Origin of the sequence: Rhodococcus sp. JVH1, from assembly GCF_000280725.2 — a bacterium.
Lineage (GTDB): Bacteria > Actinomycetota > Actinomycetes > Mycobacteriales > Mycobacteriaceae > Rhodococcus_F > Rhodococcus_F jostii_A.
The window spans coordinates 717,117-743,144 of the sequence record NZ_CP166290.1; the positions used below are offsets into that span (position 1 = coordinate 717,117).

Annotated in this window: 25 protein-coding genes and 2 pseudogenes; 14 read left to right on the forward strand and 13 right to left on the reverse strand. The window is 65.3% G+C overall.

Going from position 1 to position 26,028, the window contains the following annotated elements; translation table 11 throughout:
* Nucleotides 1-39: 39 nt before the first annotated feature.
* Nucleotides 40-732, forward strand: coding sequence for a thioesterase II family protein (locus tag JVH1_RS40825; RefSeq protein ID WP_083849676.1), 693 nt, complete (start codon nucleotides 40-42; stop codon nucleotides 730-732).
* Here JVH1_RS40825 and JVH1_RS40830 read toward each other — a convergent pair.
* Genes JVH1_RS40830 through JVH1_RS40855 form a run of 6 tightly spaced genes read right to left on the reverse strand, consistent with a single transcriptional unit; the run spans nucleotide 670 to nucleotide 7,476 of the window.
* A complete protein-coding gene (locus JVH1_RS40830) occupies nucleotides 670-1,890 on the reverse strand; it encodes a saccharopine dehydrogenase family protein (RefSeq protein ID WP_043777088.1) in 1,221 nt (406 codons plus the stop codon). The two genes, JVH1_RS40825 and JVH1_RS40830, sit on opposite strands and share 63 nt — an antisense overlap.
* Nucleotides 1,887-3,362 carry a class I tRNA ligase family protein gene (locus JVH1_RS40835; RefSeq protein ID WP_009472318.1) on the reverse strand — a complete coding sequence of 492 codons (1,476 nt, stop codon included), beginning with the start codon at nucleotides 3,360-3,362 and terminating at the stop codon, nucleotides 1,887-1,889. The genes JVH1_RS40830 and JVH1_RS40835 overlap by 4 nt, the downstream gene beginning before the upstream one ends.
* Nucleotides 3,359-4,702 (reverse strand): lysine N(6)-hydroxylase/L-ornithine N(5)-oxygenase family protein, encoded by a 1,344-nt coding sequence (locus tag JVH1_RS40840; protein WP_009472317.1) that lies wholly within the window; start codon nucleotides 4,700-4,702, stop codon nucleotides 3,359-3,361. Before JVH1_RS40840 ends, JVH1_RS40835 begins: the two co-directional genes overlap by 4 nt.
* Nucleotides 4,686-5,786 (reverse strand): MupA/Atu3671 family FMN-dependent luciferase-like monooxygenase, encoded by a 1,101-nt coding sequence (locus tag JVH1_RS40845; protein WP_029537965.1) that lies wholly within the window; start codon nucleotides 5,784-5,786, stop codon nucleotides 4,686-4,688. The genes JVH1_RS40840 and JVH1_RS40845 overlap by 17 nt, the downstream gene beginning before the upstream one ends.
* Nucleotides 5,783-6,151 carry a cupin domain-containing protein gene (locus JVH1_RS40850; RefSeq protein ID WP_007299751.1) on the reverse strand — a complete coding sequence of 123 codons (369 nt, stop codon included), beginning with the start codon at nucleotides 6,149-6,151 and terminating at the stop codon, nucleotides 5,783-5,785. Before JVH1_RS40850 ends, JVH1_RS40845 begins: the two co-directional genes overlap by 4 nt.
* Nucleotides 6,148-7,476, reverse strand: a complete 1,329-nt coding sequence (locus JVH1_RS40855; RefSeq protein WP_016880531.1) for a lysine 2,3-aminomutase — start codon at nucleotides 7,474-7,476, stop codon at nucleotides 6,148-6,150. The genes JVH1_RS40850 and JVH1_RS40855 overlap by 4 nt, the downstream gene beginning before the upstream one ends.
* Before the next feature lie 509 nt (nucleotides 7,477-7,985).
* On the opposite strand from JVH1_RS40855, the gene JVH1_RS40860 reads away from it, so the two are divergent.
* From JVH1_RS40860 to JVH1_RS40875, 4 genes are all read left to right on the forward strand, one after another.
* The gene (locus JVH1_RS40860) at nucleotides 7,986-8,540 is read left to right on the forward strand and encodes an acyl carrier protein (protein WP_007299749.1); all 555 of its coding nucleotides are present in this window, start codon (nucleotides 7,986-7,988) and stop codon (nucleotides 8,538-8,540) included.
* A gap of 37 nt (nucleotides 8,541-8,577) precedes the next feature.
* Nucleotides 8,578-9,918 (forward strand): AMP-binding protein, encoded by a 1,341-nt coding sequence (locus tag JVH1_RS40865; RefSeq protein ID WP_371113145.1) that lies wholly within the window; start codon nucleotides 8,578-8,580, stop codon nucleotides 9,916-9,918.
* Between the two features lie 83 nt (nucleotides 9,919-10,001).
* The gene (locus JVH1_RS40870; RefSeq protein WP_237735047.1) at nucleotides 10,002-11,171 is read left to right on the forward strand and encodes an MFS transporter; all 1,170 of its coding nucleotides are present in this window, start codon (nucleotides 10,002-10,004) and stop codon (nucleotides 11,169-11,171) included.
* A gap of 20 nt (nucleotides 11,172-11,191) precedes the next feature.
* On the forward strand, nucleotides 11,192-12,445 hold the full coding sequence (locus JVH1_RS40875; RefSeq protein WP_371113147.1) for an ATP-grasp domain-containing protein: 1,254 nt from the start codon (nucleotides 11,192-11,194) through the stop codon (nucleotides 12,443-12,445).
* Here JVH1_RS40875 and JVH1_RS40880 read toward each other — a convergent pair.
* A pseudogene (locus JVH1_RS40880) lies at nucleotides 12,446-12,991 on the reverse strand (transposase); the annotation flags it as partial.
* A gap of 647 nt (nucleotides 12,992-13,638) precedes the next feature.
* Between JVH1_RS40880 and JVH1_RS40885 the strand changes: the two are divergent.
* Both JVH1_RS40885 and JVH1_RS40890 read left to right on the forward strand, forming a co-directional pair.
* A pseudogene (locus JVH1_RS40885) lies at nucleotides 13,639-15,059 on the forward strand (wax ester/triacylglycerol synthase family O-acyltransferase).
* 270 nt (nucleotides 15,060-15,329) lie between these two features.
* Nucleotides 15,330-15,452 carry a hypothetical protein gene (locus JVH1_RS40890; protein ID WP_009472307.1) on the forward strand — a complete coding sequence of 41 codons (123 nt, stop codon included), beginning with the start codon at nucleotides 15,330-15,332 and terminating at the stop codon, nucleotides 15,450-15,452.
* Between the two features lie 35 nt (nucleotides 15,453-15,487).
* On the opposite strand, the gene JVH1_RS40895 is transcribed toward JVH1_RS40890, so the two are convergent.
* Entirely contained in the window at nucleotides 15,488-15,892 is a 405-nt protein-coding gene (locus JVH1_RS40895; RefSeq protein ID WP_371113150.1) for a hypothetical protein, read from the reverse strand.
* Nucleotides 15,893-16,086: 194 nt separating this feature from the next.
* Here JVH1_RS40895 and JVH1_RS40900 point away from each other — a divergent pair, with 194 nt between their 5' ends.
* A complete protein-coding gene (locus JVH1_RS40900; protein WP_009472305.1) occupies nucleotides 16,087-16,455 on the forward strand; it encodes an Lsr2 family protein in 369 nt (122 codons plus the stop codon).
* 518 nt (nucleotides 16,456-16,973) lie between these two features.
* On the opposite strand, the gene JVH1_RS40905 is transcribed toward JVH1_RS40900, so the two are convergent.
* Nucleotides 16,974-17,156 (reverse strand): hypothetical protein, encoded by a 183-nt coding sequence (locus JVH1_RS40905; RefSeq protein WP_007299740.1) that lies wholly within the window; start codon nucleotides 17,154-17,156, stop codon nucleotides 16,974-16,976.
* Nucleotides 17,157-17,498: 342 nt separating this feature from the next.
* Between JVH1_RS40905 and JVH1_RS40910 the strand changes: the two genes are divergently transcribed.
* Complete coding sequence (locus JVH1_RS40910; RefSeq protein WP_192817797.1) at nucleotides 17,499-17,975, forward strand: aldolase/citrate lyase family protein; 477 nt, start codon at nucleotides 17,499-17,501, stop codon at nucleotides 17,973-17,975.
* On the opposite strand, the gene JVH1_RS40915 is transcribed toward JVH1_RS40910, so the two are convergent.
* Together JVH1_RS40915 and JVH1_RS40920 are read right to left on the reverse strand one after the other, a co-directional pair.
* Nucleotides 17,887-18,090, reverse strand: a complete 204-nt coding sequence (locus JVH1_RS40915) for a cold-shock protein (RefSeq protein WP_005242781.1) — start codon at nucleotides 18,088-18,090, stop codon at nucleotides 17,887-17,889. The two genes, JVH1_RS40910 and JVH1_RS40915, sit on opposite strands and share 89 nt — an antisense overlap.
* 114 nt (nucleotides 18,091-18,204) lie before the next feature.
* Entirely contained in the window at nucleotides 18,205-18,408 is a 204-nt protein-coding gene (locus JVH1_RS40920; RefSeq protein ID WP_016880578.1) for a hypothetical protein, read from the reverse strand.
* Nucleotides 18,409-18,441: 33 nt separating this feature from the next.
* Here JVH1_RS40920 and JVH1_RS40925 point away from each other — a divergent pair, with 33 nt between their 5' ends.
* The 5 genes from JVH1_RS40925 (at nucleotide 18,442) to JVH1_RS40945 (ending at nucleotide 22,545) form a co-directional block, all read left to right on the forward strand.
* A complete protein-coding gene (locus tag JVH1_RS40925; RefSeq protein ID WP_371113152.1) occupies nucleotides 18,442-19,146 on the forward strand; it encodes a hypothetical protein in 705 nt (234 codons plus the stop codon).
* Nucleotides 19,143-19,520, forward strand: a complete 378-nt coding sequence (locus JVH1_RS40930) for a hypothetical protein (RefSeq protein ID WP_009472299.1) — start codon at nucleotides 19,143-19,145, stop codon at nucleotides 19,518-19,520. Before JVH1_RS40925 ends, JVH1_RS40930 begins: the two co-directional genes overlap by 4 nt.
* Before the next feature lie 6 nt (nucleotides 19,521-19,526).
* The gene (locus JVH1_RS40935; protein ID WP_009472298.1) at nucleotides 19,527-20,513 is read left to right on the forward strand and encodes a hypothetical protein; all 987 of its coding nucleotides are present in this window, start codon (nucleotides 19,527-19,529) and stop codon (nucleotides 20,511-20,513) included.
* Nucleotides 20,514-20,597: 84 nt separating this feature from the next.
* Nucleotides 20,598-21,890, forward strand: a complete 1,293-nt coding sequence (locus tag JVH1_RS40940; protein ID WP_009472297.1) for an adenylosuccinate synthetase — start codon at nucleotides 20,598-20,600, stop codon at nucleotides 21,888-21,890.
* Nucleotides 21,891-21,897: 7 nt separating this feature from the next.
* Entirely contained in the window at nucleotides 21,898-22,545 is a 648-nt protein-coding gene (locus JVH1_RS40945) for an NUDIX hydrolase (protein ID WP_009472296.1), read from the forward strand.
* Nucleotides 22,546-23,050: 505 nt separating this feature from the next.
* Here JVH1_RS40945 and JVH1_RS40950 read toward each other — a convergent pair.
* Complete coding sequence (locus JVH1_RS40950) at nucleotides 23,051-23,299, reverse strand: hypothetical protein (protein WP_009472295.1); 249 nt, start codon at nucleotides 23,297-23,299, stop codon at nucleotides 23,051-23,053.
* A gap of 413 nt (nucleotides 23,300-23,712) precedes the next feature.
* Nucleotides 23,713-25,560, reverse strand: a complete 1,848-nt coding sequence (locus JVH1_RS40955) for an RNB domain-containing ribonuclease (protein ID WP_237735057.1) — start codon at nucleotides 25,558-25,560, stop codon at nucleotides 23,713-23,715.
* Nucleotides 25,561-26,028: the final 468 nt, after the last annotated feature.

Genomic DNA, 26,028 nt, shown 5'->3' on the forward strand with positions numbered 1-26,028 from the left:
ACCATATTGCTAGTCCCCTTGTCGTTGTTCGGAGTGTGCATGGCAGTGGTGGTGTGCGTGCCGCCGTCCGGTGCCGGCCGGTCGTTCTTTCGCCGGTGGCCGCGCGCTGTGGACGGGGCGCGCGTGGTGCCGTTGTCGCGGCCGGGTCATGAGGAGCGCATGAACGAACCGCTTGCGACGTCGCTCACCGCGGCCGCGGCGGACGTGGCAGGCAGGATTCTCGCCCTCGAGCAACCCCAGGTCGTCCTTTTCGGTCACAGCATCGGGGCGACGGTGGCGTTCGAGGCCGCCCGACTGCTCGCCGACGACGCGGTCGACGTCGAGTTGGTGGTGTCCGCCCGGCAGGCTCCGCAGTGCGCTGGAATTGCAGGAGAACTCACCCACCAGACCGATGCAGAATTGCTGGCCACGGTCCAGTCGTGGGGCGCGCACGCACTCGACCGTTCGGTTCAGGACATGCTGATTCCGTTGCTGCGCGCCGATTTCGAGCTCAGCGCACGCTACTCGTGGGATGGTGTCCGGGTGTCCGCACCGGTCACAGCGCTGAGCTACATCGACGATGTGGTGGTCGATGCCGCCGCAGTTCGTCGGTGGTCGGCGGCCACCGCGGCCTCTCATACCCATCTCATCCTGCCGGGCGGCCACTTCGCGGCAAGCGATCCGACGGATTCACTCATCGCGGTCCTCCGTGACGCCGTGTCCCGGCTGCGATCGCGTCAGCCACGCGTCTGAGTGTTCTGTCACCGATATCCCCGTCGCGAGGAAACGCTCGAGAAGTGCATCCGCCTTCCCGTCGGCCAGAACTTCGTGGGCGTAGTGAACACCGGCTCCCAGGCCGCATGCTGCCCGAATGGCAGCGGCGTGCACCGCCCCGGTCAGTCGTCCCATACCGGTGACGCCGGTGACGAGGTCGGTCTCGGCGATAGTCACGGTCGACCTGTTCGAGGGCGTTCCACCCGAAGTACCGCTCGACTGGACGGCCAGCACGGTGACGTCGGTGTCCCCGTGCTGAGCGGAAATGTGCGGAGCGAGTACGGCGTCGAGCAGCGCACGGGGACGGACCGGGCCGTCGACGGTCTGGACCGGCAGCTCCCCCAGCAGGCCAATCTCTGCGAGTAGCCGGACACGATCGGCATATCCCCGCCACCGCAGCGTTTTGGCCGTGTAGTCGGCCAGCGAGCCGAGCACGGCATCGGCGCCGACGTAGGGCGCCAGACCGTCGTGGAAAGCTTCCAGCGAGCCGAGGCCGGGGACGTCGACCATTTCGACTCCACTGAATCGTTCGACCTGGCGGAGCACGCCGCCGCGAAGCCGGTAGGTCGGTCGCGCGTCGATCGTCATGCGCGTGCCGTACCAGGACACGTGATGCATCGGCGGTCGCGGTGACCGTGGGACCCCGCCACAGTATGAGTGCACGGTTCCGCCCACATCGAGGTCACGTGCCAATCGCCGCGCCAGGATTTCGGTCAAACCGGGCTCGAGACCGGCGCCGACAACGATCGAAGCACCGGATACCGATGCGCGACTAGCCAGTTCTGTTCGTGGATCTGCTGGTGGGCGACCGATACCCACCAGCCGAAGTCCGTGCTCCAGCGTGAGATCGAGCGCCGGTGCGGCGTCGACCCACGACAGGGCGGTGGCCAACACCGTTTGCTCGGCGAGTAGTTGCCGGGTGCGATGGTGTGCCGCGTCGCCGTGGTGCGCTTCGACCGCAACGCCGGCCGATGCCGGTAGGGCCGCTGCGAGCGCATGGAGCCGTCTCGCGTCGCGGTCGACCAGAGTCAGCTGCAGCGGCGCCCCATGGTGGGGCCAGGAAAGCACCAACTCGCGGGCGGTGGCGGCGCCCATCGGACCACAGCCGATCAAGGCGCACCTGACGGGATCGCTCATCCTCGGCCTCCACTCGTGCGCTGTGCGGCACCATCGAAACGTGTTCGCGGCACCGCGAAGGCGCTGGCCAAGCGGGCCGCGGTGTCCGGGACAAGCACTGCCCCATTGACGAGGACGTTCAGGACCGCGTCCCGGAACCTGTCACCGTGGGATGCTCCGGCCAACCCGGTCAGGGTGAGCACCGCCCGCGCCGCGTTCTGGCAGGACAAGCGCTCGGGCTGCAGCGCATCGGCAAGTTCGGAGGTGGCGTGCTCGAGCTCGATGCAGGGATCTCTGGAAGAGTCCTCCTCCGCGCGTGGAATCTCGCCGGTATCCGCCCACGCTCGCAGCCGACGTACCGCGGAGACCTCTGCCGACCCCTCGAATGCCGATCGGGTGAAGTTGGTCGGCGAACGCTCGGGCCGGTTCGCAGCGAGGTACAGGCGGGCCGCATCCGCGCCCGCCACTCCGACAAGTTCTGCGACGCTGACGGTGTGGCGGCGGGACGTGGAGAATTTGGCCCCGTCGAGCATGTAGAAGTAGGTCAAGTGCATGACGTCCGGAAAGGGAGCGTGTGTTTCGGTCAGCCCGCGCAGTACTGAGGGGAAAAGGAATACTCGCTCGAACGCGTTGTCGACACCGAACACCATGCTGGTCCTGGTGCGTGCGGGTTCGTAGACACTGCCAGCGCTGTGTCGCGCGGTCATGACGACATAGCGGGGTGCCAACTCGAATGCCGGGTAGATGGTCTGACCTGGCAACTCCTCGTCCAAGGCCGGGATCCCCGGTCCGCCGAGGACCGTGACGGCAACGGACGGCAGCGCCTCCGACATCACGGACTCGGCGTATTCGCGGACCGGGTCGCCGAGTGTGATGCTGCCCAGGTATTGCTCGAACCAGGCACGCTGTGGTTCCAGCTCGAGGAACGCACGGCGCAGGGACCGAAGTTCTGTCGGCTCGTGGCACACGGTGCACACGGCGTCGAGCAGTTCGGCGTCGTCGTGGTACAGACCGCACTGTTCACAGTCGATGCCGTACGCGTCAGACGACCCGCAACGCGGGCAGCGACCGGCAACGAGTCCCTGGAAGCGCCACGCTCGGCATGGCGAGCAGTAGTGTGCGACGGAATCCCTCACCGCGATCATGCCGAGCTCACGTAGCGTCGACCATGCGCGCCGGGTCATCTGTTCGATCGACGGCATGTCCTCGTGTCGAAGCATCACGTCGTACCCGATATCTGCTGCGGCGAAGGACTCCTCGATCTGGGCGGCGAACTCGCTCGCGACGGCAAGGACGTCGCGACCCTGCCGGCGGGCGGCCAACAGCACATGCGTTTGCTGCCAGGCGGTGCCGAGCAGGACAGCGGCGTCTTCACCCCGGGCGATGGCCGCACGCCGTAGTGCGTCCGCACCGATGTACGGTCCAGCGATGTGCCCGATGTGCAGGTCCCCGTTCGGCGTGGGATTGCTCGGCACGATGAGGTGCTGGGTCATTGTCGGCTACTTTCCGTGAGCAGGTCGACGCCGGAATCCACCGGCGGATGGGTGGCAGCACGATCCGCGACGTCCCACGAACACGTCGAGCTACGCAGGTCGGGATATAACGGGCTCTCGGTGATCGTGTTCAAGACGGTGGCCGCACGCCACGAGGCGAGACTGAGATTGGGATCCGCGATGCCGTGACTGAGCTTTCCGGCGTTGAGGAAGAACATCTTGTTTCCGGCTGGGCCCGCCCATGAAACCGAGTAGTCGGCTGCAAGCTGGGGCAGGCCGCAATTGGTACGCGCGATGCGACCCCCGAGGGTATGGAGGAACTCGGGAAGGGGGAAATGGTATCCGGTGGCGAGGACCACGATGTCGGCACCGACCGAATCGATTTCTCCGGTATCGATGTGGGTCAGGGTTGTCCGCCAGCCCTTGCCGCCCGGCCCGCGACAGAGCCCGGTCAGTTCACGACCAGGCAGCAGGGTTGTCCGGATGCGGTCCGAATCGACGAAATCGTTGTGGTACAGCCTGCGGTAGATCGATTCCAGCAGCCCCTTCGAAATGCCGTCGCTGGCGAGCTGCTGGGCGTCGAGCAACTGGCTACGACGGCTCTGCGACAGACCGTGGAAATACCGAACATAGTCCGGATGGAACCACTCGTTGGTGAACGGCGACTCGTCGAGCGGCTGGAACCCGATCCGCCTGCTCGCCCAGGTGAGCGAGCCGACTGCATCCCGGCCCGAACGCTGCAGAAGGTGTTCCACTACCTCGGCGCCGCTCTGCCCACCCCCGACTACCACGACGTCGCGGCCGGCGAGTGAATCGGTGTGGTAGCCGAAGTCAGATGAGTGGAACACATCCTCACCGAGCGTGCCTGTGGCGAGCTCCGGCACGTACGGTCGCGGCCCGACCCCGATCGACAGGTGTTGTGCCGCATACGTACCTCGGGTGGATTCCACCCTGAACGCCTGCCCGTCGAATGTCACTTCCTCGACCGCACACCCGAACTGCACCTCATCCAACTGGTCGCTGACCCAGCGCAGGTAGCTCTCGTATTCTCGGCGAGCGATCAGCGGGGTATGCAAACTGGCGAAGCGGTGGAGCCGCCCCGTGCGCGCGAGGAAGTTCAGGAAGGTGTACCGGCTCGTCGGATCGACCAAGGTCACGAGGTCTTTCAGGTGCGAAACCTGCAGCACCGCGGCGGACAGCATCAGCCCGGGGTACCAACGTTGTGTCGGTTGCCGGTCCAAGAACTTGCACCGCAGCCGACCGACCGGCGCGGAAAGCGCTGCGACGCTGAGATTGGACGGACCTGCACCAATACCAACCAGATCAAGGTGTTCCAACATTGACAGCTCCCTCGACTTCGGGGTGGAGAAGCGGTGCGAGACGATTCAGACCGTCCAGAACGAGCTGCCTCGAAGGACCGAAGTCGATGAGGCACGCAACCTCGTCCACTCCGGCGGCGGCGACCGCCTCGAGCATCGCCAGACACTTGGGCACGGCGCCCAGCAAGCTGGCGTCATCGAAGAAGCGGCGCGTGCGTTCGTCGAGCAATTCCTCCACAACCGCCTCGGACAACGCGGGCACCGCAATTCGTCTGCCGCCGCTCACCCGGCCACCACCAGCTGACGCCCGCAGCTCCAGCTCCAGCGCCGATCGCAGATACGACCGCAACGGTGCGCGAGCTGCCGTCCACGCATGCGCGTCGTCGGCCGTTGCCAGCGTATGCAGCATCAGGGTGACCCGGCCAGAGTCGGGGTCGTGGCCCGCGGTCGCTCGTGCGTCACGGTAGAGTTTGATCTTGCACGCCAGCTCGCCCAGGTCCTGGCCCAAGAGGTGCGTAAGTAGGTTGGTTCCCAATCGCCCTGCCGCAGTGAAGGTGTCGGGATTTCCGGACGCGGTCATCCACAGGGGCAACTCACCGGAAAGCGGTTCCGGTTGGATAGCCACCTCGACCGTTCGGCCCGAACCGTTGCGCCGTGCGACCCGCCGTCCTGCCCACAGCGCGCGAAGCTCATCTATGGAGTCCCGCGAATGGGCCACCCGGGTCTCGTACCGATCAGGCGCCAATACGAAGTCGTTCGTATTCCATCCTGAACCGATCGACAGCCCGATGCGGCCACCGCCGGACAGATTGTCCACCACCGACCATTCCTCGGCGATCCTTATCGGATCATGTAACGGCGCAACGACGCTCCCGGCGCGCAAGTGACACCGCTTCGTCGTGCCCGCAAGTGCGGCGGCCAGAACGGACGGATTCGGGAACAGCCCACCGAACACGTCGAAATGACGTTCGGGCAACCAGATCGCCTCGTAGCCGAGACGGTCGGCGACCGCCGCGGCGTCGTGAACCAGGCGGTAGCGGTCAGTGCGGTCCGCCGGCACCGAACCGGAGAAGAACATCACGCTCAAGCTCGGCCTGGCGTTCACGGACGCCACCAGATCGACACGATCTCGACCGGAGAGTCGCCGTCGTTGTGCAGTTGGTGGCGTCGATAGCTCTCGTAGTACAGCGTGTCGCCGGCCCGCACCCTCGACCGGACTCCGTCCAGGGTCAGAATCCCCGATCCGGACTGGACGAGCCAGATCTCGCGCACCTCATGGTGATCCTCGGCGGTGGTGACGCCCCCGGGCACACGGATGTGTGCCAGCGTGAATGGCGCCACCGAAACCTCGAGCTTCGGCAGATCGAAGATTCCGAGTTTCGCGCCCGAGGGCCTGTTCTCGAAGTCCAGTTCCGGCAGTCTTCCGTTGACACTGTGAGCGACGCCCTGGGTGACCGAGTCTGTGGTCATCGGCTAACTCCTTCAATGGGTTCGAATTGGATGCGATCGCGAGATGATTCCCACGGCCATGACGTGGACAGAGCAGGGGTCAAATGGTCGATCCAGACTGCGCTGTCGCTGTGCCTGGCGAAGAACAGCGTGCCGGCAAGAGCGTCGTCACGGGCCTGCAGCAGGCGCAGCACGAACAAACGTTCGCCGTTCACGACCGTTTCCCCATCGATAGCGATTTTGCCGGGGGTGGCCGACATGACGGGGCCGCGAGCAGTGCGCGCCAGCCCGGATACCGCACGCTGCGCCTCCTGGTAAATGGTCAGCGCACGGGCCAGCGGAACCTCGAAGAACGAGCTCGCACCGGTGTCGCGCTCGACGAAGGTGTAGTACGGCTGGATACCGAGCCGCACCATGTGCCGCCACATGGTTGCCCACGCCTGAGGTGAGTCGTTCACGTGGCGAATGATCGGCGCCTGCGCTCGGACTACGGCCCCCGCGGAACGCAACCTCGCTACTGCGGCCGCTGCCGCCTCGTTCTCGAGCTCGCGTGGGTGCGAGACGTGCAGCATGATCGCGACGCTCTTTCCCGCGGCAGTGCACGCCTCGATCAGCCGCAGCAGCTCGTCGGCGTCAGGCCCGGACGTGACGCGGTACGGCCACTGCACCACAGCCTTGGTGCCGATGCGGATGTTCGTCACGTGCTCCAGATCGGGCGCTAGAAGCGGCGTGACCCACCGGGCCAGGACCGGAGTCGACATGATCAGTGGATCGCCGCCGGTGAGCAGCACGTCGGTGACCTCCCGGTGGCCACGGAGGTAATCGATCATCCGACCTGGACCAGGTGCGGCGAACTTCAGGTCCGCATCACCGACGAATTGTGCCCAACGAAAGCAGTACGAGCAGTACGAGTGACACGTCTGACCCTGGGATGGAAATACCAGAAGCGTTTGTCGGTACTTGTGCTGGAGCCCAGCAACCGGCTCGCCGTCGAGCAGTGGCACATTGTGCTCACGCTGACCGGAGGGATGCGGGTTGAGGTCTTGGCGGCACTTCTGGGCGATTGCTTGCAGCTGCTTCCGGTCGACGCCGTTCGAGAGCGCGTCCGACACCAGATCGTATATGCGTGGAGGCACCATTTCTCGGGCCGGAAAAGTCATCCGAAAGATTGGGTCGTCGGGAGCCGACGACCAATCGATCAACTCATCCAGAACATAGTTGTTGACTCTGAACGGCAATAGGTTTGCGACGACGCGCATTTCGTGCCGTTCCTGCTCCGTGAACTGGTCAAGCTGCGGAAGGTCGGCCAGCTGCACGCCGCGGAAGGTTCGCATTCGGTTCTTCATGTAGCTTGCCCCGATCCATTCGACGCGCCTGCTGGACACATTTCCGAGCAAGATCGCCCGACCAACAGATCGGCCCCGGTTTCGACGGAGACACCGTCGGCGAGTTCGATTGTGGCAGGTCGTTCGTCCTCATCTCGAGACCGACTCCTCGGCGGCCTGGGATGAATCATGGGTGGCTCGCCCAGTCACCGATAGACACCCTTGGGTGCAAAGTGACCCATCCACAGGCCTCCCGTCCGGGCGCGAAACCTTCATGCCCCACCGCGGCCGATCGCCGCGTGCACCGGGGTACCGTGCGCAATCCCGAACGCGACTGGTGTGCACGCGGTGAGCGACGCGGAACGGCCCGCCTGCACGACAAGGGGTCCGACACTCCACACCAAGGGTGGATTTACTTTACGTGTGCCAGGCACCGATGATTCTCCGTGTCCATCGAGGGTGATCACCCTCCGAAACGACTGTCTCATGGAGCAATTCATCCTGGACGTTCCGCTGGAAGGGAATCACTTATGGAAGCCGTTTCAATCGCAGCTCTATGGAGTCGGCTACTCGACGGGGCTCCTGTCCGGCCCGATGACGATTTCTTCTTCGACCTCGAGGGGAACTCGTTGCTCGCTGCCTCGATCGTTTCCGAACTTTCGCTATCCACGGGATTGCCGGTTGAACTCAGAGATCTTTATCTGGCCCCGACTCCGCGTGAGTTTGCCGGCTATCTCGACCATCTGAATCGACGCCTCGGCGAGTACCGCACGAATTTGGCCGCCGGGTTCGACCTCGGCGTCATCGCAGATGCCCTGGCCGAACTCGGCGCCTCCGCGGCGGACGCCCTGCTGCCCGAAGAGGTCACGCTCGCTTACGGCGATGGCGACGGATCCCGGGTTGCATTGTTGCGTCAGGCTCGCGGAAACGGTGCCTGCACACGCCTTCCGATGCACGGAGGCGACGTGCTGATACGACGGGGAGGTACGGTGCTGCGGTTTGATTGCGACTCTGATCCTGCCGGCGTGCGGATCCTCGTCACCGACCATCCCACCGGGTCGAGCGATGCGGTCACCGGCCACTGACGCCGCCCCCGGCTCGATCGACGTCACACTGCGTCGGGTGATCGAGTCCGGATTGTGCGGGACGGACCCGATGCACCCAGCAGTGGTGCAGGGCGATGCCGTGCTGACCTATGGTGAGTTGCACACGAAATCGAGGGAACTCGCCGCGAAACTCACCTCTGGCACGGGCCCGGTTCTGATCAGCAAACCTCGGGGCGTGGAGTCGCTCACCGAAATGGTGGGATGCATTCTGGCGGAACGCCCGTTCGTACCGGTCACTCCAGATTCCACGATCGATCCGACCACCCTCCCCGACACACCGGAAGGTTGCGGATACCTGCTGACCACCTCGGGCACGTCGGGTGAACCGAAAGTCGTCGTCGGCTCGCGTAGCGGGCTGGCTCGCTACCTACAGTGGCAGCAGGCAGAGCTGGCCCTCGACCCGAGCGACGTGGTGTCCAACACTGCGGATCCGTGGTTCGATTTCTCGTTCAAGGAAACACTCGGCGCTCTGGTCGCCGGCGCGACGATCACCGTGACACCCCCTGCTGCGCTCGCCGGCGGCACGACGTTATTGACGTGGCTCGCCGAGCATCGGCCCACAATGGTGTGCCTCCTTCCGTCGATGCTGGCCCGGTTGGTTACTGCGATGGACCGCGCCGACCCGACTACGGTCCGCTCGGCGACCGAGCATCTACGGCGAATCCTAGTGTCCGGAGAACCTTTTCCGCAGCCGCTGTTGAGACGTTGGCGAGCACACGCCCCTCACCCGGTCGTCATCAACCTGTATGGACCCACCGAGTCCACCGTGATCAAACTTCGCCACGTGCTCCCGGCGGGCGCCGAGGTACATACCGCGATCGTGCCCGTCGGCACACCGATACCGGGTACCGCGGTCGAATTCGTGCCGGTCGATGACCTCGACGATGCCCAGGAGCTTTGTCTCGTCAGTGAGGACCTCGCACTGGGTTACCTCACGCCCGTGACCGGGTCGACCCGATTCGAGCGTGATGCGGCGGGCCGACGTCGACTGCGCACCGGAGATCTCGCCTCACTCGCGCCCGATGGCAGCGTCGTTGTGGAAGGCCGACTGGACCACGTCGTCAAGCGCCGCGGCGTCAAGGTCTCGTTGCCGGCCATCGAGGCAGCGGCGGTCGCTGTCCCGGCCGTCGACGCCGCAGCCGCGGTGGTGCAGCAGGGCGACCGGATCGTGTTGTACTGCGGTGTATCCGCAGGTTCGGACACTCTCTCACTTCGCGCTATTCGGATGGCGCTGCTCGACACGCTCGCCCCCGCCCAGTTGCCGGACAAGATCCTCGTAGTCACGCGACTCCCGTTGGACAGGCGAGCCAAGGTCGATCGTGCGGCACTTCGCAATGGCACGACGGGAAACTCATGAGCGTTCCCGACGTCGCAAATGAGCCGATAACGCCGGCACGTTCGCAGCCGAGAAGCATGCAGCGCCTGGTCGCAGGCGCTGCCGTGGACTCATTCGGCACCGGAATCAGCGCGGCCGCCACGATCCTCTACTTCGTCACGATCGTCGGTTTCACCGCCAACTCGGTCGTCGCCGCAATGTCGGCCGGCGCAATCTTCGGTGTCCTCAGTCCCATCCTCGTGGGACGACTGGCGGACCGCTTCGGGCTGATCAGGGTTTACTGCACTGCCCTCGCGTTGCGCGGAATCGGATTCGTCGCCTATGCCCTGGCCACCCAGTACGTCACCTTCCTCTTGTTGACGCTTCCGTTGATGGCACTGGAGGCGGCGACGCCGCCACTACAACAGTCGCTGGTAGCGCAGTTGTTCGCCGGTGATGCCCGAATCCGAGTGATGTCCTCGATCAGGGCCGCGCGCAACGTGGCACTCGGCGCCGGGACTCTCGTCGCGGGCGCCGCATTGACGACGCACTCGCAGCCGCTGGTAGCAGCCCTCCTCGCAATAAACGGGACCTCGTTTCTCATACTTGCGTGGGTCGTGCACTCGCTTCGACGCAGTGCAATCCCACCGGCCCAACAGCAGGAGAAGGACTGCGGAAGCTCGAGACCAGCATTGCGCAACCCAGCGTTTCTCAGCCTGGCCGGGCTCAACGGTCTGCTGCTGCTACACGACTCCGTCCTGTTTGTACTGCTGCCACTGTGGATGGTGTTGCGACTGGGGGCCTCGCCACTGTGGGTCTCACTGATGCTCGCGCTGAACACCGGGCTCACGGTGGCGATGCAACTGGGGTTCGGCCGCATTCGGCGGTTGACGACCGCGACGAACTCGACGTTGTTCGTCGCCGCCAGCGCCCTCGTCGCCGCATGTTTCTGCTGTCTCACCGCCGAACGACTCACCGGATCAGCGGCAATTGCCCTCTGCGCGGCGGCAGTTGCGTTACTCACCCTCGGTGAGAACCTCCATAGCATCGCGGCGTGGCAGGTGTCTTTCGAACTGGCTCCGGATGCCCGCCGCAGCGAGTACCTCAGCGCATTCAACAGCGGCTCCGGCCTCCAGCGAATCGTTGGGCCGGTGCTCATGACCGGTGTGGTTCTCGCGCTGCCCACAACCGGCTGGCTTGTTCTGGCAATCGTCTTTGCCGCGGCCACCGTTGGCTTCACGACGATATCAACTGCCTCTCGGGACAAAGACATTCACCTAGCGGCTTCGAAATGAGGCGAACGATGTCAGATCACGTGCTTGTCGTCGGTGGAGGCATGACCATGCCGGGGCTGTTGCGGTCCTTGGGCACCGATGTGCGGACGTCGGTCGTCTGCCAGCTAGCCATCGTGCCGAAACTGCGTGAGCAACATTTGCATCAGCGCATATTGGGGCTGCGGGCGGAGGCGAGCGACCAGGAGTGGCTGGCGATTGCGTCAGCGGTCCATCGCCTCGACCCATTCACCAAGATCGCTTCGTTCGCCGAACGGGATCAGGATCGGGCAGCCGTGATCGCAGAGGAACTCGGCCTTCCTATGCACACCAAGCAAACCATTCACTGGGTGCACCACAAGCCAAGCATGCGGGAGCGGCTGTCCGCGCTCGGCATGGACGACACACCGCACGCCATCGTCCGGTCCGTCGCCGAGCTGCGCGAGTTTGCACGGATCCACGGATTCCCGTGCATCGCCAAGCCCGCCGTCGGCGCAGGGAGCATAGGAATCCGCCAGATAGAAACCGAGGCCGATCTGGCGACCGCCTTCGATGCAGCCGACGTCACCGGCGAGTGGACCAGCGGAGGCGTGCTGGTCGAACGGCTGCACATCGGGGTGCAAGTCAGCGTGGAGGCATTTTCCGACGAAGGCACGCACGAAATCGTGTGCGTCACCCAGAAGTACTCCGACCCATTCACCCACGTCGAGGTAGGCCACGTGCTGCCAGCCGAGGTGAGTGCCGACCAGCTAACAGCGATCAGCACCTACGTCCGCTCGGTGCTGTCGGCTCTGGAGATCGGCTTCGGCCCGACCCACACCGAGTTGGTCCTGACCGAGAACGGGCCTCGGATCATCGAGACACACACCCGGCTCGCCGGCGATTGCATCCCCCAGCTGGTCCAGGACGCTCTTGCGGTGAACCTGACCGAGTACACCGTCCGCCAGGTCCTCGGCGAACGGAATCTCCTCGACGGGCTCCGCGCCGAGCTCGCCCACGCGGCGACGCGACCACCCAGGTACGAGGCAATCTGGTTCGCGTCAAGCGAGATGGACTGCACGCTCGAGTCGATAAGCGGCCTCGAGGCGGCTCGGCTCCGCGAGGGTGTGCGCGAGGTGGAGCTGTACCGCGCTGCTGGTGCCAGGTTGGAGCCACTGCGCGCTTCGAATTCACGGTTCGGACATGCTCGTGCGTATGCGGATGACCCCCGAGTAGCTGTTTTGCGAGCGCGAGAGGCCCTCGACGCGACCGAGATCCGGGTACTCCTCCCTCCCCTACGCTCAACCTCGCCTATTTGAACGGCTGCGGAATGCCTCGACCTGGGCGTCAAGGTCCTTGGCCATCACGCTGACCTGCGACTTCGACAGCGAGGTGATTCCGAGGGAATCGACGAGTTTCTCCATCCGGCGGGCGGAGGCGCCGAGCAGGTAGCAGGTGGCCACCACCGAGGTCAGCGCACGCTCGGCACGCTTGCGGCGCTGGAGCAACCACTCTGGGAAATACGAACCCTGACGCAGCTTGGGGATCGCAATATCGAGAGTGCCGGCGCGGGTGTCGAAGTCGCGGTGTCGGTACCCGTTGCGGCTGTTGGTGCGGTCCTCGGAGCGTTCGCCGTAGCCGGCACCGCACAGGGTGTCGGCCTCGGCGCCCATGAGCGCCTCAATGAAGGTGGACAACAAGCTCCGCAGCAGGTCAGGGCTGGCCTCGGTGAGGCGATCGTTCGACGCGCATTCGGGCGTGATTCGGTGGGCGACCTCGCGGAGCCTGCGACCACCCCCGACGGCTGCGCCGAGGAGGCCGCCGAACAGGAACTGGTGCAGGTCGATATCGTGGGTAGTGGCCATCGCGTGCTCTTTCGTCGAGTCGAGTGTTGGTAGCTCTCTCGAAGAATCACGTGATGACCGCCTACTTTCCGGCTTGGACACGCCGGTGACGTCCTGATCCGGCTCGTACACCATTGTCATGGACGCAACCCTGCCCTGGCGGACGGCCAAACCACTGATCGGTCTCCTCGGCCAGGTTCTGCGGCCGGGCGCCAGACAATGCAGTGTGATCTAGTTCACACTGGACGATACGCTTCTTCTCGCACGGTTCAGAGCGGATGCCGGTGGCCATCGCTACACCTCCGCCACCCTGTGATCCGCGGCCACAAACAACGCTCGACCCGCCGCGCGAAATGGTACAGCGGCGATGATCCTACGTATTGCCAGCGCAGGCACCACCTAGCGGAATGCCCGATTCCCACACACCAATGCGGTCGACGGATGCCGAACTTGACCGGCGAATTGTCCGACTTATCCCATCCAGGACTTTCGGCCTCGCGCGGTCGCCCGCTCGTCCTGTACAACTAAACAGGGATGCCGGTTTGTGACATGAACCACACCTAACCGTTATCTTACGACCCGATTACCCGGAGCTGAACGCTCAGCCCCGGAAGTACCCGCAGTGGCAGTGCGGATACTCGATCCGGACAGACGGAAGGACACCTCCCATGCTGCTGCCGATGTCCGACCGATTCGCTGTTCCTCCTCGGCGAATCCCGTGCGCATCCGATGCACGTCGGCGGCCTGGCGATCTTCACTCCACCGGACGGGGCCGACGCGGCCGAGATGGGGGCGATGTTCGAGACGGCGGCTGCCTCGGACGAGGTGGCCCCGCTGTTCCGCAAGCGGGCCCGCCGATCGGTGACCACCCTGGGACAGTGGGGTTGGGACACCGCGACCAACGTCGACGTCGACTATCACGTACACCGCAACGCCCTCCCCCGCCCGGGCGGCATGCCCGAACTGATGACATTGGTGTCGAGGCTGCACGGCACCCCACTCGACCGCAGCCGCCCGCTGTGGGAGATGCACCTGATCGAAGGCCTCACCGACGGCCGCTACGCGGTCTACACCAAGATCCACCACGCCCTCGCCGACGGAGCCTCCGCGATGAACCTGCTGCGCCGCAGCATGAGCGCGGACCCCACCCGCAGAAATATGCCCGCCCCCCTGGCAACCCGCCGCACCCGCGACGACGACCGACCAGGCCCGGACAGCGCCACCACCATCGACGCCGACCAACCTGCGAGGCCTACCGGGCCAGGTCCTGCGCGGCGCCCGCGGCGCGGCCGGGGAGGTCGCCGGCCTGGCACCGGCGCTTGCCGGCACCGTGGACCGCGCCCTGCGCGCCGAGGGCGGACCGCTGTCGACACGGGCACCGCACACGATGTTCAACGTCGCAATCGGGGGCGCCCGGCACTTCGCCGCCCGGACCTGGCCGCTCGAACGGATCCGGCTACTCGCCAAGCACGCCGACGCCACCGTCAACGACATCATCCTGACGATGTCCGCCGGAGCACTGCGCAGCTACCTGCACGATCTCGGTGCGTTGCCCGCCGAGCCTCTGATCGCGATGGTCCCGGTGTCCCTGCGCCCCAACATCTCCGACACCGACCCGGAATCCCCGAGCGGGAACCGGATCGGGGTCCTGATGTGCAACCTCGCCACCCACCTACCCGACCCCGCCCACCGCCTTGACACCGTGCGCACCTGCATGCGCGAAGGCAAACACGCCCTGCACGCGATGAGCCCCGCCCAAGTACTGGCGATGAGCGCCCTCGGCGCCGCCCCCCTCGGCATCGAGATGCTCCTCGGCCGGCGGGGACCGCAGCGGCCGCCGTTCAACCTGGTGATCTCCAACGTCGCCGGACCCGACACCCCGCTGTATTGGAACGGCGCCCGCCTCGACTCCCTCTACCCACTGTCGATCCCGGTCACCGGACAAGCCCTGAACATCACCTGCACCAGCAGCGACGACCAACTCGTCTTCGGGTTGACCGGCTGCCGGCGCACCATCCCGAACCTGCACCCGATGCTCGACCACCTCGACACCGAACTCGACGCCCTCGAACACGTCGTCGGCCTGTAACACCACCCCTGGGCTCGCCGTGACGGCCATCGCAGGGGCGGCCGCAATGATCGAAAGCCCTACTCGACACCAGTTTTCCCGTACAGGAAGGAAGCGCGACCCTTCGATGAGCGCACCGAATACTTCTACCACCTCTCCACGACCCGGCCTCCACAGCACCTCGATCAGTACCGAGGAGATCAAAACCCGGATTGCGGCCCTATTCGCCGACCGCCACTCGACCAGCACCACCGGCACAGCACCGATGTCCGCCCGGTAGGAAGGAATCCCGTGAACACCCACAAAGCACTGCTCATGCTGCTGCTCGGCGGCACCGCCGCCCTCGAGGTCCTCCTCCGCCGCCCCACCCCACGGCGCCGCGGACAGGGCGCCCCCTTCCACGCCAACGGCTGACAACCTCGGTCTCGTGGCTCGTTCACGCTGCGAGGCTATTCCGGGCAAAGGACAGGGCACGCACCCTTGTTGCCCGGTCGGTCCAGCGGATCGGCGGCGGCTCGTACCGCCGCCTGTCCCCGACTGGTCACATAGCTAGAAGTCGACCCCGTGGCCCTCCAGCCACCGCGCCGGGTGAACCACGGGGTATTGAGGTGGTACTCCTTGTCGAGGGCGTCCAAGATCGCATGCGCGTCCGCCCCGCGGTAGCTCTCGTACATTCGAACATGAAGTCCTGAAAGCTTTTTCACTGCATCGAACAAAATGCCGTGACGGAACAGAACCGTCGAGGAAGGGCGCCCCACGATGTTGCCGCCGCGGACGGCTGCATCTCCGTCCACAACCTCCAGACACAACACCATGCGGGGATCTGTCGAGAGAACAACAAGCAGCAAATCCATATCGTGAGGTTTCGTCACCCCGTGCCATGTCCTTCTCCCCCCCGTGCCGCCGACTGCAACGGAGGTTCTTTCCGCCAAGAATTTCCGTCCGACTTGTCATTTTCGATGCATGCGTGTCGAGCACAGCATTTGGCTGAGGCGAGCATTGTGCAATGGACGTAGAGTGGGTGCATGAAAGGGACGAAGGAGTTGGAATGGCGCGCCAAATAGTTGTCGAACACGTCGACGATATCGACGGAACCCCCATCGTGGAGGGAAAGGGCGAAACGATCGGCTTCTCCGTAAATGGAATCGACTACGAGATCGACTTGTCAGCGAAGAATGCGAAAGAGTTCCACAAGAAACTCGATCACTACATCGATCACGCCACGAAAGTGGGTGGCCGCAAGAATCGATCCGCAGGCACACTCACATCGGGTGGTGAGGTCAAGCGGAAACCTGCGCGGCGGGACCGTGACCATATGAGGGCAGTACGGGAATGGGCTCAGGAACAGGGCTATGACATCGGGGTCCGCGGGCGAATTCCCACCGAGATCGCGGACGCGTACAACGCTGCTCACTGACGACCGCCAGAAGAGCGCCGTTGTTATTTCAGCTCCGCGATCGGGTGGATGGAATGGCAGGCTGAAGGAGAGTCGGCATTCGCGGATGGCGTATCGGCGAGAGTTCCTGCACTAAATTCTGCTCCCAGACCTGCCATTCGACGCGCATGCCCGGTCTCGGAGCAACCGCGACCAATCCCCGCCCTTCCAATGAACCACTTGTCCTCAAGGAAAACCTCGATCTTCTTCACAGACTCTCGCCAGTATCCGACCACTTCTGACCAGCGCTATCAACAAAAATCGTGAAGCTGCGCCGGCGACGCAGGGGAGAAGATCTCGAAACGAGAGACGATCCACCTCACCCCGATCGAGTGGGGAGATTCCGGAACCGCTCCTCCTCAATTCCGGCACCCGTATCCACGGTCAACGACTCCTCACCGAGATTTGGCGACACCACCAGCGGATAAGACCATCTTCATTACGTCGGGATGGCGGTCGGTAGATGATGCGGATGATGCCCTCGCCGCCGTCCTTGGTGCTCATCGCTTCCCAACAACGGCGGCGAACCTGGTGGGCGCGGTCCGGTGTTCCAATCTGGCCCAGGCTGCGTCGGCGGTGAACGGCCCGAACGTGCAACACGTCCCGTCGTGGCGGTCGACTTCGACCACCCAGTACTCGGTCACATGGAGGGCTGCTACGGCGTCGACAACGGTGTCAGTCATCGGTGCTCCTTCGGAAGAGTGAAGCCTCGCGATTGCGTCAAGATCCATTGTCCGCCGACGCAAGCTTGCAGGGCGATGACGCGATACCGACACCGCCGACCAAGTCGACGGTGCGCAGAGGTCCGGTACGACCGACAGGTCGATCGCGACCCTCGCCCGCGCCCACTCCTCCGTATGCCCCTCGGCAGAGCTGACGGGTGACATCTGCATCGTCGCGCAACTCGCTGAGCTTGCCCGGTGTCTTGATGCATGTCGGCATGCAGTAGATCGGTGAGTGCAGCGACTTTGAATGATGCTCTACACAGTGCGAGAAGGCTGTTCTAGCCGATCCGATTTCTGCCAATGCCTTCGCGTAGTCAGGACCGCCCGAGATCGACGGCGCCGTCGATCCTGTCCGACCCGAAGTACCCCACCGTGCGCCTGAACAGGGCGCGGGGTCGGCCGTGGAACGCAGCCGCGGGTGGCCTAGCGCCGCCTGGCGCCGATCACTCGCCCGGGAATCCGACAGGCCCGGGCGCCGACGCCGTCATCCTCGACCTCGGGGACGCGGTGCCCACCCAGCACAAAGCCGATGCACGCCGCATCGTCGCCGCAGCCACCGCCACCACGCCGGCGTGGGTACGCGTCAACGCCGTTCGATCCACCGACTGTGAATCCGACCTCGACGTCGTCGGAGCGACCTATAAAAGGGGGACCACACCCACCGGATGCGGTCCCCACGTGACACTGGTCAGACAGAGCGCACGTTCGTGGCCTGCGGGCCCTTCTGCCCCTGACCGACCTCGAACTCCACACGCTGGTTCTCGTCGAGCGACTTGAAACCGCTGCCCGAGATTTCCGAGTAGTGCACGAAGACGTCCGGAGTTCCGTCGTCGGGTGCGATGAAACCGAAGCCCTTCTCACCGTTGAACCACTTCACAATGCCCTGCGCCATGCCGATACTCCCTAAATCTCGATCCGGACCCTCACATCGAGGTTCCGATCTCGATGACCTGATCCTCCCATCCTCGGTGTAGTCGCGAAGACCGCGCACCGTATTCGCATCGATCTACGACCGGTCGTCGATGCACTTCCAATGACGTGTGGTGGCGGACTGATGGTGTCGCTGGCGCACGTGACCGGTCGTTCCCGCCAACCGGCGACTCCAGGAGTGGGCGGGGATCGCGGCGACGTACTCGTGGGTTCCGCCGACATGGGTGGCGCCGATCGGCATTGCTTCTTGCTGATCCCAGTGGGGGGATTGCAATCCCATGTTTTAGTCGTTTGGACTAAAACCATGGAAGCGATGACGGAGGCACTCGACGTCGTCGGTGCGGCAATCGTGCCGAGCGACCTGTTCGGCCCAATCACCCACGATCCGGCGGCTCAGCGCGCTGCCCGTCGACGGTTCCACCGCCTGTCGGTTCTGATTCACCCGGATCGGGTTGATCCCGCGTACGCAGCCCGCGCCGCAGCGGCATTCACGCACGCGTCCAACCTGTACCGCCGCTGGCAGCACGATGCGACCACTACGACCTCGACCACGGCCACGGCCACGGCCACGGCGATCGTGTTGGACGGCAATCGCGGCTCCTATCGACTCGGGCCCCGGCATGCCCGCGGTTCGATCGCCGACCTGCACCATGCCGCCGACAGCGGCGGGGCGGGCGTGGTGATCAAGGTTCCCCGCAATGTCTCCTCGAACGCCTTGATCGATGCCGAATGGGCCGCGCTTACTGAGATCGCGGCGTCCGCCGAGGGCGGGAATGATTGGCTGCGCGCGTACTTCCCACAGCTGATCGACCACCTCACCCACGCCGACCCTGTGACCGGCGCCCGGCGGCAGGTGAACGTGCTGGACTCGCTGACCACTGGATTCGTCACCCTCGCCGAGGTGTCCGGGCTGCGTACCCGGACGGGCTCGATCCGCGGGATTGGGTGTGGATGCACCGGCGTCTACTGCGGGCTCTTGCCGCCGCGCATCGCGCCGGTTGGGTGCACACCGCGGTGACCGCGGACAACGTGCTCATTCACCCTGAGCGGCATGGAGTGGTACTGGCCGGGTGGGCGTTCGCCACCCGCCCAGGAACGGTTCCGCTGGCGACGATCCCCTCTCGGCGTGATCACTATCCACCGGAAAGTTCCACCGGCTCCCCCGCAACCCCGGCCTGGGATGTGTTCATGGCCCACCGGTTGATGCTGACCATGCTCGCCGACACGGCCCCGGACCGCCTGCGCGCGTTCGCATGCGGCTGCCTGCAACCACAACCTGGTCTGCGCCCTGACGCCGTCGATCTGCTCGACGAGTTCGACGACCTGCTCGACACGCTCTACGGGCGGCGACGCTTCCGCCCGTTCACCATGCCCACCACGAAAGGACAGTGATCCACCATGGGATACGGCAAGTGGGATGACGACACCTACACCGCGGCCAAGACGTTCCGCGCCACCCGCGGCGTCGACGACTTCGGCTACACCAGCGCGATGTACGCACGGCCGAGAGACCAGTGGAAGGCCGGTCCGACCCTGGACCCGCTGGGTGTGACCGTGCGGGAATGCCGGGATTCGGCCGGGCACCCCGAGTCGCTACCGATCGCCGTGCTCTTCGACGTCACCGGTTCGATGGGCGCGGTACCGCGGATCATGCAGGACAAGCTCGGCAAACTGCACGGACTGCTGCAGCGCAAGGGGTATGCCGACGACCCGCAGATCCTGTTCGGCGGCATCGGGGACGCCGACTCCGACCCAGTGCCCTTGCAGGTCGGTCAATTCGAGTCCGGCAACGCCATGGACGAGCAACTCCGCACCATCTTCCTCGAAGGCAACGGCGGCGGGCAGAAGTCCGAAAGCTACGAACTGGCCGCATATTTCATGGCCCGTCACACCGCCACGGACGCGTGGGACAAACGCGGCCACAAGGGGTACCTGTTCATCATCGGCGACGAACTGAACAAGGCCCGACTGTCGGCCCGCCACGTGCGGACGGTGATCGGCGACGACCTCGACCGCGATGTCACCGTCGAGTCGGTGTACCGGGAACTCGAACGGCGGTGGAACGTCTACTTCGTACTGCCGAATCAGTCGGCGTACTACCACGATCCCGAGATCGCGGACCACTGGCAAAGTCTGTTCGGGGAACGGTTCCTCAAGCTGGACGACCCGGGCGCGGTCTGCGAGCTGATCGCGCTGACGGTCGGCATCGGCGAGGACCGCATCGACCTCGGGGAGGGTCTGGCGGACCTGCGTGACGTCGGATCCGCCGCCGAAGCGGACACCGTCGGTCACGCGCTCGCCGTCCTCAGTGCGGCGCGGACCCCCGTCGTGGTCAGCCCGCTGCCGATCGATCCGGCCGGCAGCGACGACGTGTCCTTCACCTGACACCCGTTCGGTAGGCGGGGCATTCGATCCCGCTTCGGGTGCGAGCCCCACCTCCCGGACGCCCCCTTCCACGACAGGAGACCCATGACCACGGTGTTCGGTGACCGCGACATCATCGTCGTCGACCTGGGCTTCGGCGACGCCGGCAAAGGCGCCACCGTCGACTGGCTCTGCGCACCGGACGCCAGCCTCGACGTCGCAGCCGTCGTCCGGTTCAACGGCGGCGCACAGGCCGCGCACAACGTCGTCGTCGACGGTCGCCACCACACCTTTTCCCAGTTCGGATCCGGAACCTTCTCCGGCGTTCCCACGGTGCTGTCGAAGCATGTCCTCGTCGAACCGATCGCCCTCGCCACCGAGGCCCGCGCCCTGGCCGCGTTGGGGGTGCCGAATCCGCTCCAGTTACTGCACATCGACGCCCACGCGCTACTGACAACCCCGATCCACGTCGCCGCCAACCGCGCCCGCGAGGACGCCCGCGGCGACGGCCGGCACGGCTCCTGCGGCAAGGGCATCGGCGAGACCGCCGCCTACGCCCTCGATCACCCGGACGCACCCACCGTCGGGGACTGCCACCGCCCATCAGTTCTGCGTGCCAAACTTGCCGCGATGGCCGACCACTACCGTCACCTGGTCTCCCCCAGCGTGCACCGGTGGCCCGCCCTCGACGACATGGTCATCATGTACTCCGAATTCGCGGCCGCGGTCCGGATCACCGACGACGGTGACCTCGCCGCCCTCGCGAACCAAGGGCGCCTGGTTTACGAGGGCGCACAAGGAGTGCTACTCGACGAGTGGCGCGGGTTCCACCCACACACCACCTGGTCCACCGTGGAACCGAGCAACGCGCGCACACTCTCCGCCGAGCAAGGCCGCGACAGCCACGTCCTCGGCGTCACCCGCACCTACACCACCCGGCACGGTGCAGGCCCGATGCCCACCGAGAACCCGACACTCGCTACGGTCCTACCCGAACGGCACAACGACACCGGCAGCTACCAGGGCACCTTCCGGATCGGGGACCTCGACGAGGTACTGATGCGGTACGCGACAAAGGTATGCGGCGGGGTGGACACTCTCGCCGTCACCCACTTCGACGCCGTCACCCGTGCCGCAGCGGCCGGCATTCCCCTCCGTAGCGCACGCCGGTACCCCGGCGTCGGCGACCTGCTGCCCCTCGGGCCGTGGAAGGACCTCACGCATCAACAACACCTCACCGACGTCCTGTCCGCACTCACGCCCGACACAGTCGAGTTGCCGACACATCCAGCAGACGTCGCGGCGCACCTCGCATCGCTGGTCGGCGCACCGGTGGTGCTCACCTCCGACGGTCCCCGTCGGGCCGCTCGTCGCGTCCGAGAGCCTGCTGTCGCATGATCACCGTATGGAACAGTCATCGGTCTCCGTCGACGTGGTCGCTCTCCGGTTCGGCAACCCGGAGCCAGGCTCGCTGCGCTACGGCGTCGCGCCCCGCCGCTGGGAGCCGTACACCGGGCAGACGGCCCTGCCCGGTGTCCTTCTCGGCGCCGGTGAACGCCTCGAGACGGCTGCCCGCCGTGCCGTCACCACCAAGCTCGGTATCCCGGACGACGCGATCCTGGCCGTGGGACAACTCGAGGTGTTCGACGAACCCAGTCGCGACCCACGCGGGCCGACCCTGTCCATCGCCATGTGGGCCGTCATCACCGCCGACAACATCACCACGGACCCTGCCGCCGCCACACTGTGGCGTGGCTTCGACGAACACGGCACCCTTGCCTTCGACCACGACCGCATCGTCGCGGCCGGACGCCGCATCCTCGCCACCAGCCTCCTCTGGCGGGACGCAACATTCACCCGGGCCCTCCTCGGCGCAGAATTTCCCGCCACCCACGCAGTCACGGTCACCACTGCCCTCACGGGCAGCCGGCCCGATCAAGGCAATCTCAATCGCACGCTCAAGGCGATACCTGGACTCGAACGTACCGACGAGCGCGTCCGAGTGCAGGCCACCGGCCGACCGGCAGTCGTATGGCGTTGGACCACAACATAAATGACACTCCCACGGACGCCGTGCCACGTGCGCACCGAGCGGGGCTACCGTCCCTGACGTCGGTCACTGACGCGAGCATAGACGTAGCAACGAGTCTGGTCGCAGCTGTTCGGGGTCAGGGCTCGGATTCGACACCTCATACCCTGTCACCGGGTACTGCTCGGTGTCTCGTTCGATCTTTGCCGCATGCGGTGACGCAGGTTGTAGTACCAGTCGGGATTGGTCGGTATACCGTCGGTGCGCCCTCGAAAGCGTCGTGTCGCACTCGTTCCCGTGAACTGTCTACTGCGACAATATGAGCCATTACGGAGGAGCTGGAAAATTCAGTCGAGCAACGAATCTTTCTCAGGTTCGTGGGTGGGTCGGTGACGGCAGATCCCGAGGTGATTGGGAGGGCGTATGGAGGGTCGGAACGTTCCTCGTCGTGGTTCGGGATGATCTTGGGGAAGCAGCACCGACTCGCCGGTGCGACCGTTCCCGACCACCTCGTCAGTGGTGCTGCCGGCTATTCGGAGTCTGCTGTGCCGATATCGACCGTGAGGTCCTCGGTGTCGGCGAAGACCAGACGGCCGTCGTCAAGGGCGACCGCCCACCTATGGACAGGTGCCCAATCGTGGCCGCGTCCAGCGGTGTCGGTCAGTTCGGCGTAGTCCTCGACGATCACGCCTGTCGCTGCCTCAGACGGCCTACGCACCAGCACCCGGGTGCCCACGCGCATCGCATCAGGTGACGCCTTCTCGCTCTCGTCACTCATGGACTGCACCTTTCTTCGGCTGCCCCTCGGAGCATAAGCATGACCCGTCCGCGCCCACCAGACGAACTCACAACCACCAGCCGATCTGTGCTCAGGCCATGTGGGTCCACACGTGCGCCGGCCGCGCAGGTGGCGAGCTAGCATACGGGTCGCCCACGGCCCGCATTACGGTCGATTTCTCCCGGGACGAAGCGCGGAGTAATCCGATGTTCCGCGGGTACTCCCGACCTACGCTGCACAGCGGGCTCGACGGTCCCGGTGGCAGCCAGGCCCTACGACCAGCGCTCCCCTTTCGCTGGCCGGGGGGCCGCTCGCCGCCGAGGCATCAAGAGCTCGCCGGCGCCGCCGTGGCCACGGCGGCGCCCATAAAGTCTTTATCGACACGGACACTGACCGGGTGAGTGAGCTTCGGTTTACCGGTGTGATCGGGCTGGAGACGTCTCGTCGAGAAGCGAATCGACAAGGTCCGCTGCCGCGGCGGTTCTTGCGAGGTTCTTTGTTGTCCCACTGCCGGTTGCTGTGTGATCCAGGTAGCGGACTTCGCACGTGAACACCGGCGCGTGGGCGGCGCCCTCCATTCTCACGGCCCACTGCGGGGAGGGATGGCCGTGGTGTTCGGCATGGCTGATCACCCAGGCGATCGGGTTCTTCTGCGCTCGCTCCCGCCGTCTCGATGCCTGGCCCGAATCCGAATCCATGGGTCCGCAGCGCGCTGACGCCGACCTCACCCGTACCCCTGCGTGGGTGGCGCTCGGGGAAACGGGCTGCGGATCGTCACGCAGCGGAGAGCCGACCTCCGGATGGCTCTCCCCTGCCGCGACGGCCTTCGTCAGGCCCCACGCTGCGTCCTGCTCGGCGCGCTTCTTACTGCCCGCGGTGGCCCACGGCCCACAGACCTGACCCACCCGGAACCGGGCCGCGAACACCGGCGTGTGCGAGGGCCCGCGGTGATCGCCGTCAATCTCGGGCCGGTGCAGGTCCGGGTGCGCCTGCAGCCACATCGACACCACACTCGGCCCGAACTCCGGATGCGCCCGCGACGCCCAGTCGAAGACCTCACGTCGGATCGGCGCCCAATTCTCCCCGGCTTCGAGCAACGTCACGATCGCGGTCACCGTCACGTCATCGGTCTGCACGCGGCGGCGCAACTCGCTGACCACCTCACCGATCGGGTCACGTGCTGTTGCAGCCGCGAGCACCTTCGCCCACCGCTTCGAGTCGAGACCCTCGAGTTCTCCGGCCGCGACGACCTGCGCGGTCACCTTTCGATCGCGTGCCTTGAAGTGCGCTGCCTTCTCTTCCCGGTCCGCGGCGACCCGCCGGTTGATATCAGCGGCGAGGTTGCCCAGTTGCTCTGTCGTGTACGGGACAGGCTCGGAGTCGAGATGGGCGAAGATCACCCGCTGGGTAATCAGGTCCGACACCCTACGCAGCGGCGACGTCGCGTGCGTATACGCCGCCAACCGGAGCCCGTGATGGCCATGCACCGTCGGTGCGTACGTGGCAGCACGATACGACGATTGCAGACGCGAACGCAGCTTCTCGAACAGCACTGGATCGGTCATCGCCACCGCAACCTCCGCCGCGAGGTCCTCGGTGCTGCCCGCCGTCACCGCGCTACGGTGATTGCGGAACAGTACAGGAAGATCCTCCCGCACACACCACATGGCGATCGCCTCGTTGGCTGCGATCATCAACTCCTGCACGATGACATATCCCACCGTCCGCACGTCCAGCGGGATCGGCGCGATCCCCCCTTCCTCAGTGGAGCCCCAGCCGTGCGCGAGATCGTAGAGGGCGAAGACACCGGACCTGCGACGTCCCTGGAGCAGCACCTCCGCAGCGCCATTCGCGGCTCGCACGCCCTCGTGTAGCGGGTCAGCGACCGACCTGAGGATTTCGGTGATCTGCGCATGATCGACCGCGACACACCTACCGGCCGGCACCCGCCCGCGATCGACGCTCACCCCGGACACCACCCCGTCCGCGGACAGATCAGCTAATACCCGCAGCGTGGACCTCTCCGCTGCCTCGGTCAATGTCGCCGCCTGCTCGGTGTCGCGGCCAAGCATCGGCACCGTCCGACGGGACAGATACTTCGATTCACGGCGCAGGAATGCCGTCGCATCGGCGTCGGAACCTAGGGCCACGACGTCCGCGACCCCGGCGATGTGCACCTCCACCTTCCAACCCGAACCGTCGGCGAGCTCGGTCACCGCGAACGCATCATCGCGATCGAGGGCCTCGGACCGATCCACCATCAACAACGGCACACCACTATTGGACACTGCGCCTCCTCAACCAGAAATCGGCAGCGACACTGCACCAGAAACCATCAGTACCAGCGACGGACATCAGTGTCGATCACCTCTTCCCTTCGACACGCCCACCGATCCGGCGGACTTGCGGCTACGCCGCCAACGCCCTGTTGAGGCAGCTTCGTCCCTGCCCACCCTGGTGTCCCCTGGTGCCGGTCTCTTGCCCCTGAGCACCCGTTACTTCCGAATCTGACGACCACCGAAACGGGGGCCGCGCTGTACGGGAGCAGCTCCAGCGTGCACGAACACGCCCGACCAGCACGAACAAGACGACCACCTCGCTCAAAAGCGTAGATCTGGTCTAACACCCGGGCCGACAACCTAACGCGAGGCGCGCCGTGTATTCGGTGAGAGTTCACATTTGCCCTACCTGCCAATGGACCTGCGCGGCTTGACCCCGTCACCAACTCC

Bases quoted from the DNA above. Each gene is read 5' to 3' on its own strand.
- JVH1_RS40840 (WP_009472317.1), bottom strand. From the start codon at position 4,702: ATGTTGGAACACCTTGATCTGGTTGGTATTGGTGCAGGTCCGTCCAAT.
- JVH1_RS40920 (WP_016880578.1), bottom strand. From the start codon at position 18,408: ATGGGATTGCAATCCCCCCACTGGGATCAGCAAGAAGCAATGCCGATC.
- JVH1_RS40925 (WP_371113152.1), top strand. From the start codon at position 18,442: ATGACGGAGGCACTCGACGTCGTCGGTGCGGCAATCGTGCCGAGCGAC.
- JVH1_RS40855 (WP_016880531.1), bottom strand. From the start codon at position 7,476: ATGAAGAACCGAATGCGAACCTTCCGCGGCGTGCAGCTGGCCGACCTT.
- JVH1_RS40955 (WP_237735057.1), bottom strand. From the start codon at position 25,560: ATGGTGGATCGGTCCGAGGCCCTCGATCGCGATGATGCGTTCGCGGTG.
- JVH1_RS40935 (WP_009472298.1), top strand. From the start codon at position 19,527: ATGGGATACGGCAAGTGGGATGACGACACCTACACCGCGGCCAAGACG.
- JVH1_RS40895 (WP_371113150.1), bottom strand. From the start codon at position 15,892: ATGGATTTGCTGCTTGTTGTTCTCTCGACAGATCCCCGCATGGTGTTG.
- JVH1_RS40900 (WP_009472305.1), top strand. From the start codon at position 16,087: ATGGCGCGCCAAATAGTTGTCGAACACGTCGACGATATCGACGGAACC.
- JVH1_RS40860 (WP_007299749.1), top strand. From the start codon at position 7,986: ATGGAAGCCGTTTCAATCGCAGCTCTATGGAGTCGGCTACTCGACGGG.
- JVH1_RS40830 (WP_043777088.1), bottom strand. From the start codon at position 1,890: ATGAGCGATCCCGTCAGGTGCGCCTTGATCGGCTGTGGTCCGATGGGC.
- JVH1_RS40940 (WP_009472297.1), top strand. From the start codon at position 20,598: ATGACCACGGTGTTCGGTGACCGCGACATCATCGTCGTCGACCTGGGC.
- JVH1_RS40905 (WP_007299740.1), bottom strand. From the start codon at position 17,156: ATGACTGACACCGTTGTCGACGCCGTAGCAGCCCTCCATGTGACCGAG.
- JVH1_RS40910 (WP_192817797.1), top strand. From the start codon at position 17,499: ATGCCTTCGCGTAGTCAGGACCGCCCGAGATCGACGGCGCCGTCGATC.
- JVH1_RS40835 (WP_009472318.1), bottom strand. From the start codon at position 3,362: ATGACCCAGCACCTCATCGTGCCGAGCAATCCCACGCCGAACGGGGAC.
- JVH1_RS40915 (WP_005242781.1), bottom strand. From the start codon at position 18,090: ATGGCGCAGGGCATTGTGAAGTGGTTCAACGGTGAGAAGGGCTTCGGT.
- JVH1_RS40945 (WP_009472296.1), top strand. From the start codon at position 21,898: ATGGAACAGTCATCGGTCTCCGTCGACGTGGTCGCTCTCCGGTTCGGC.
- JVH1_RS40850 (WP_007299751.1), bottom strand. From the start codon at position 6,151: ATGACCACAGACTCGGTCACCCAGGGCGTCGCTCACAGTGTCAACGGA.
- JVH1_RS40950 (WP_009472295.1), bottom strand. From the start codon at position 23,299: ATGAGTGACGAGAGCGAGAAGGCGTCACCTGATGCGATGCGCGTGGGC.
- JVH1_RS40825 (WP_083849676.1), top strand. From the start codon at position 40: ATGGCAGTGGTGGTGTGCGTGCCGCCGTCCGGTGCCGGCCGGTCGTTC.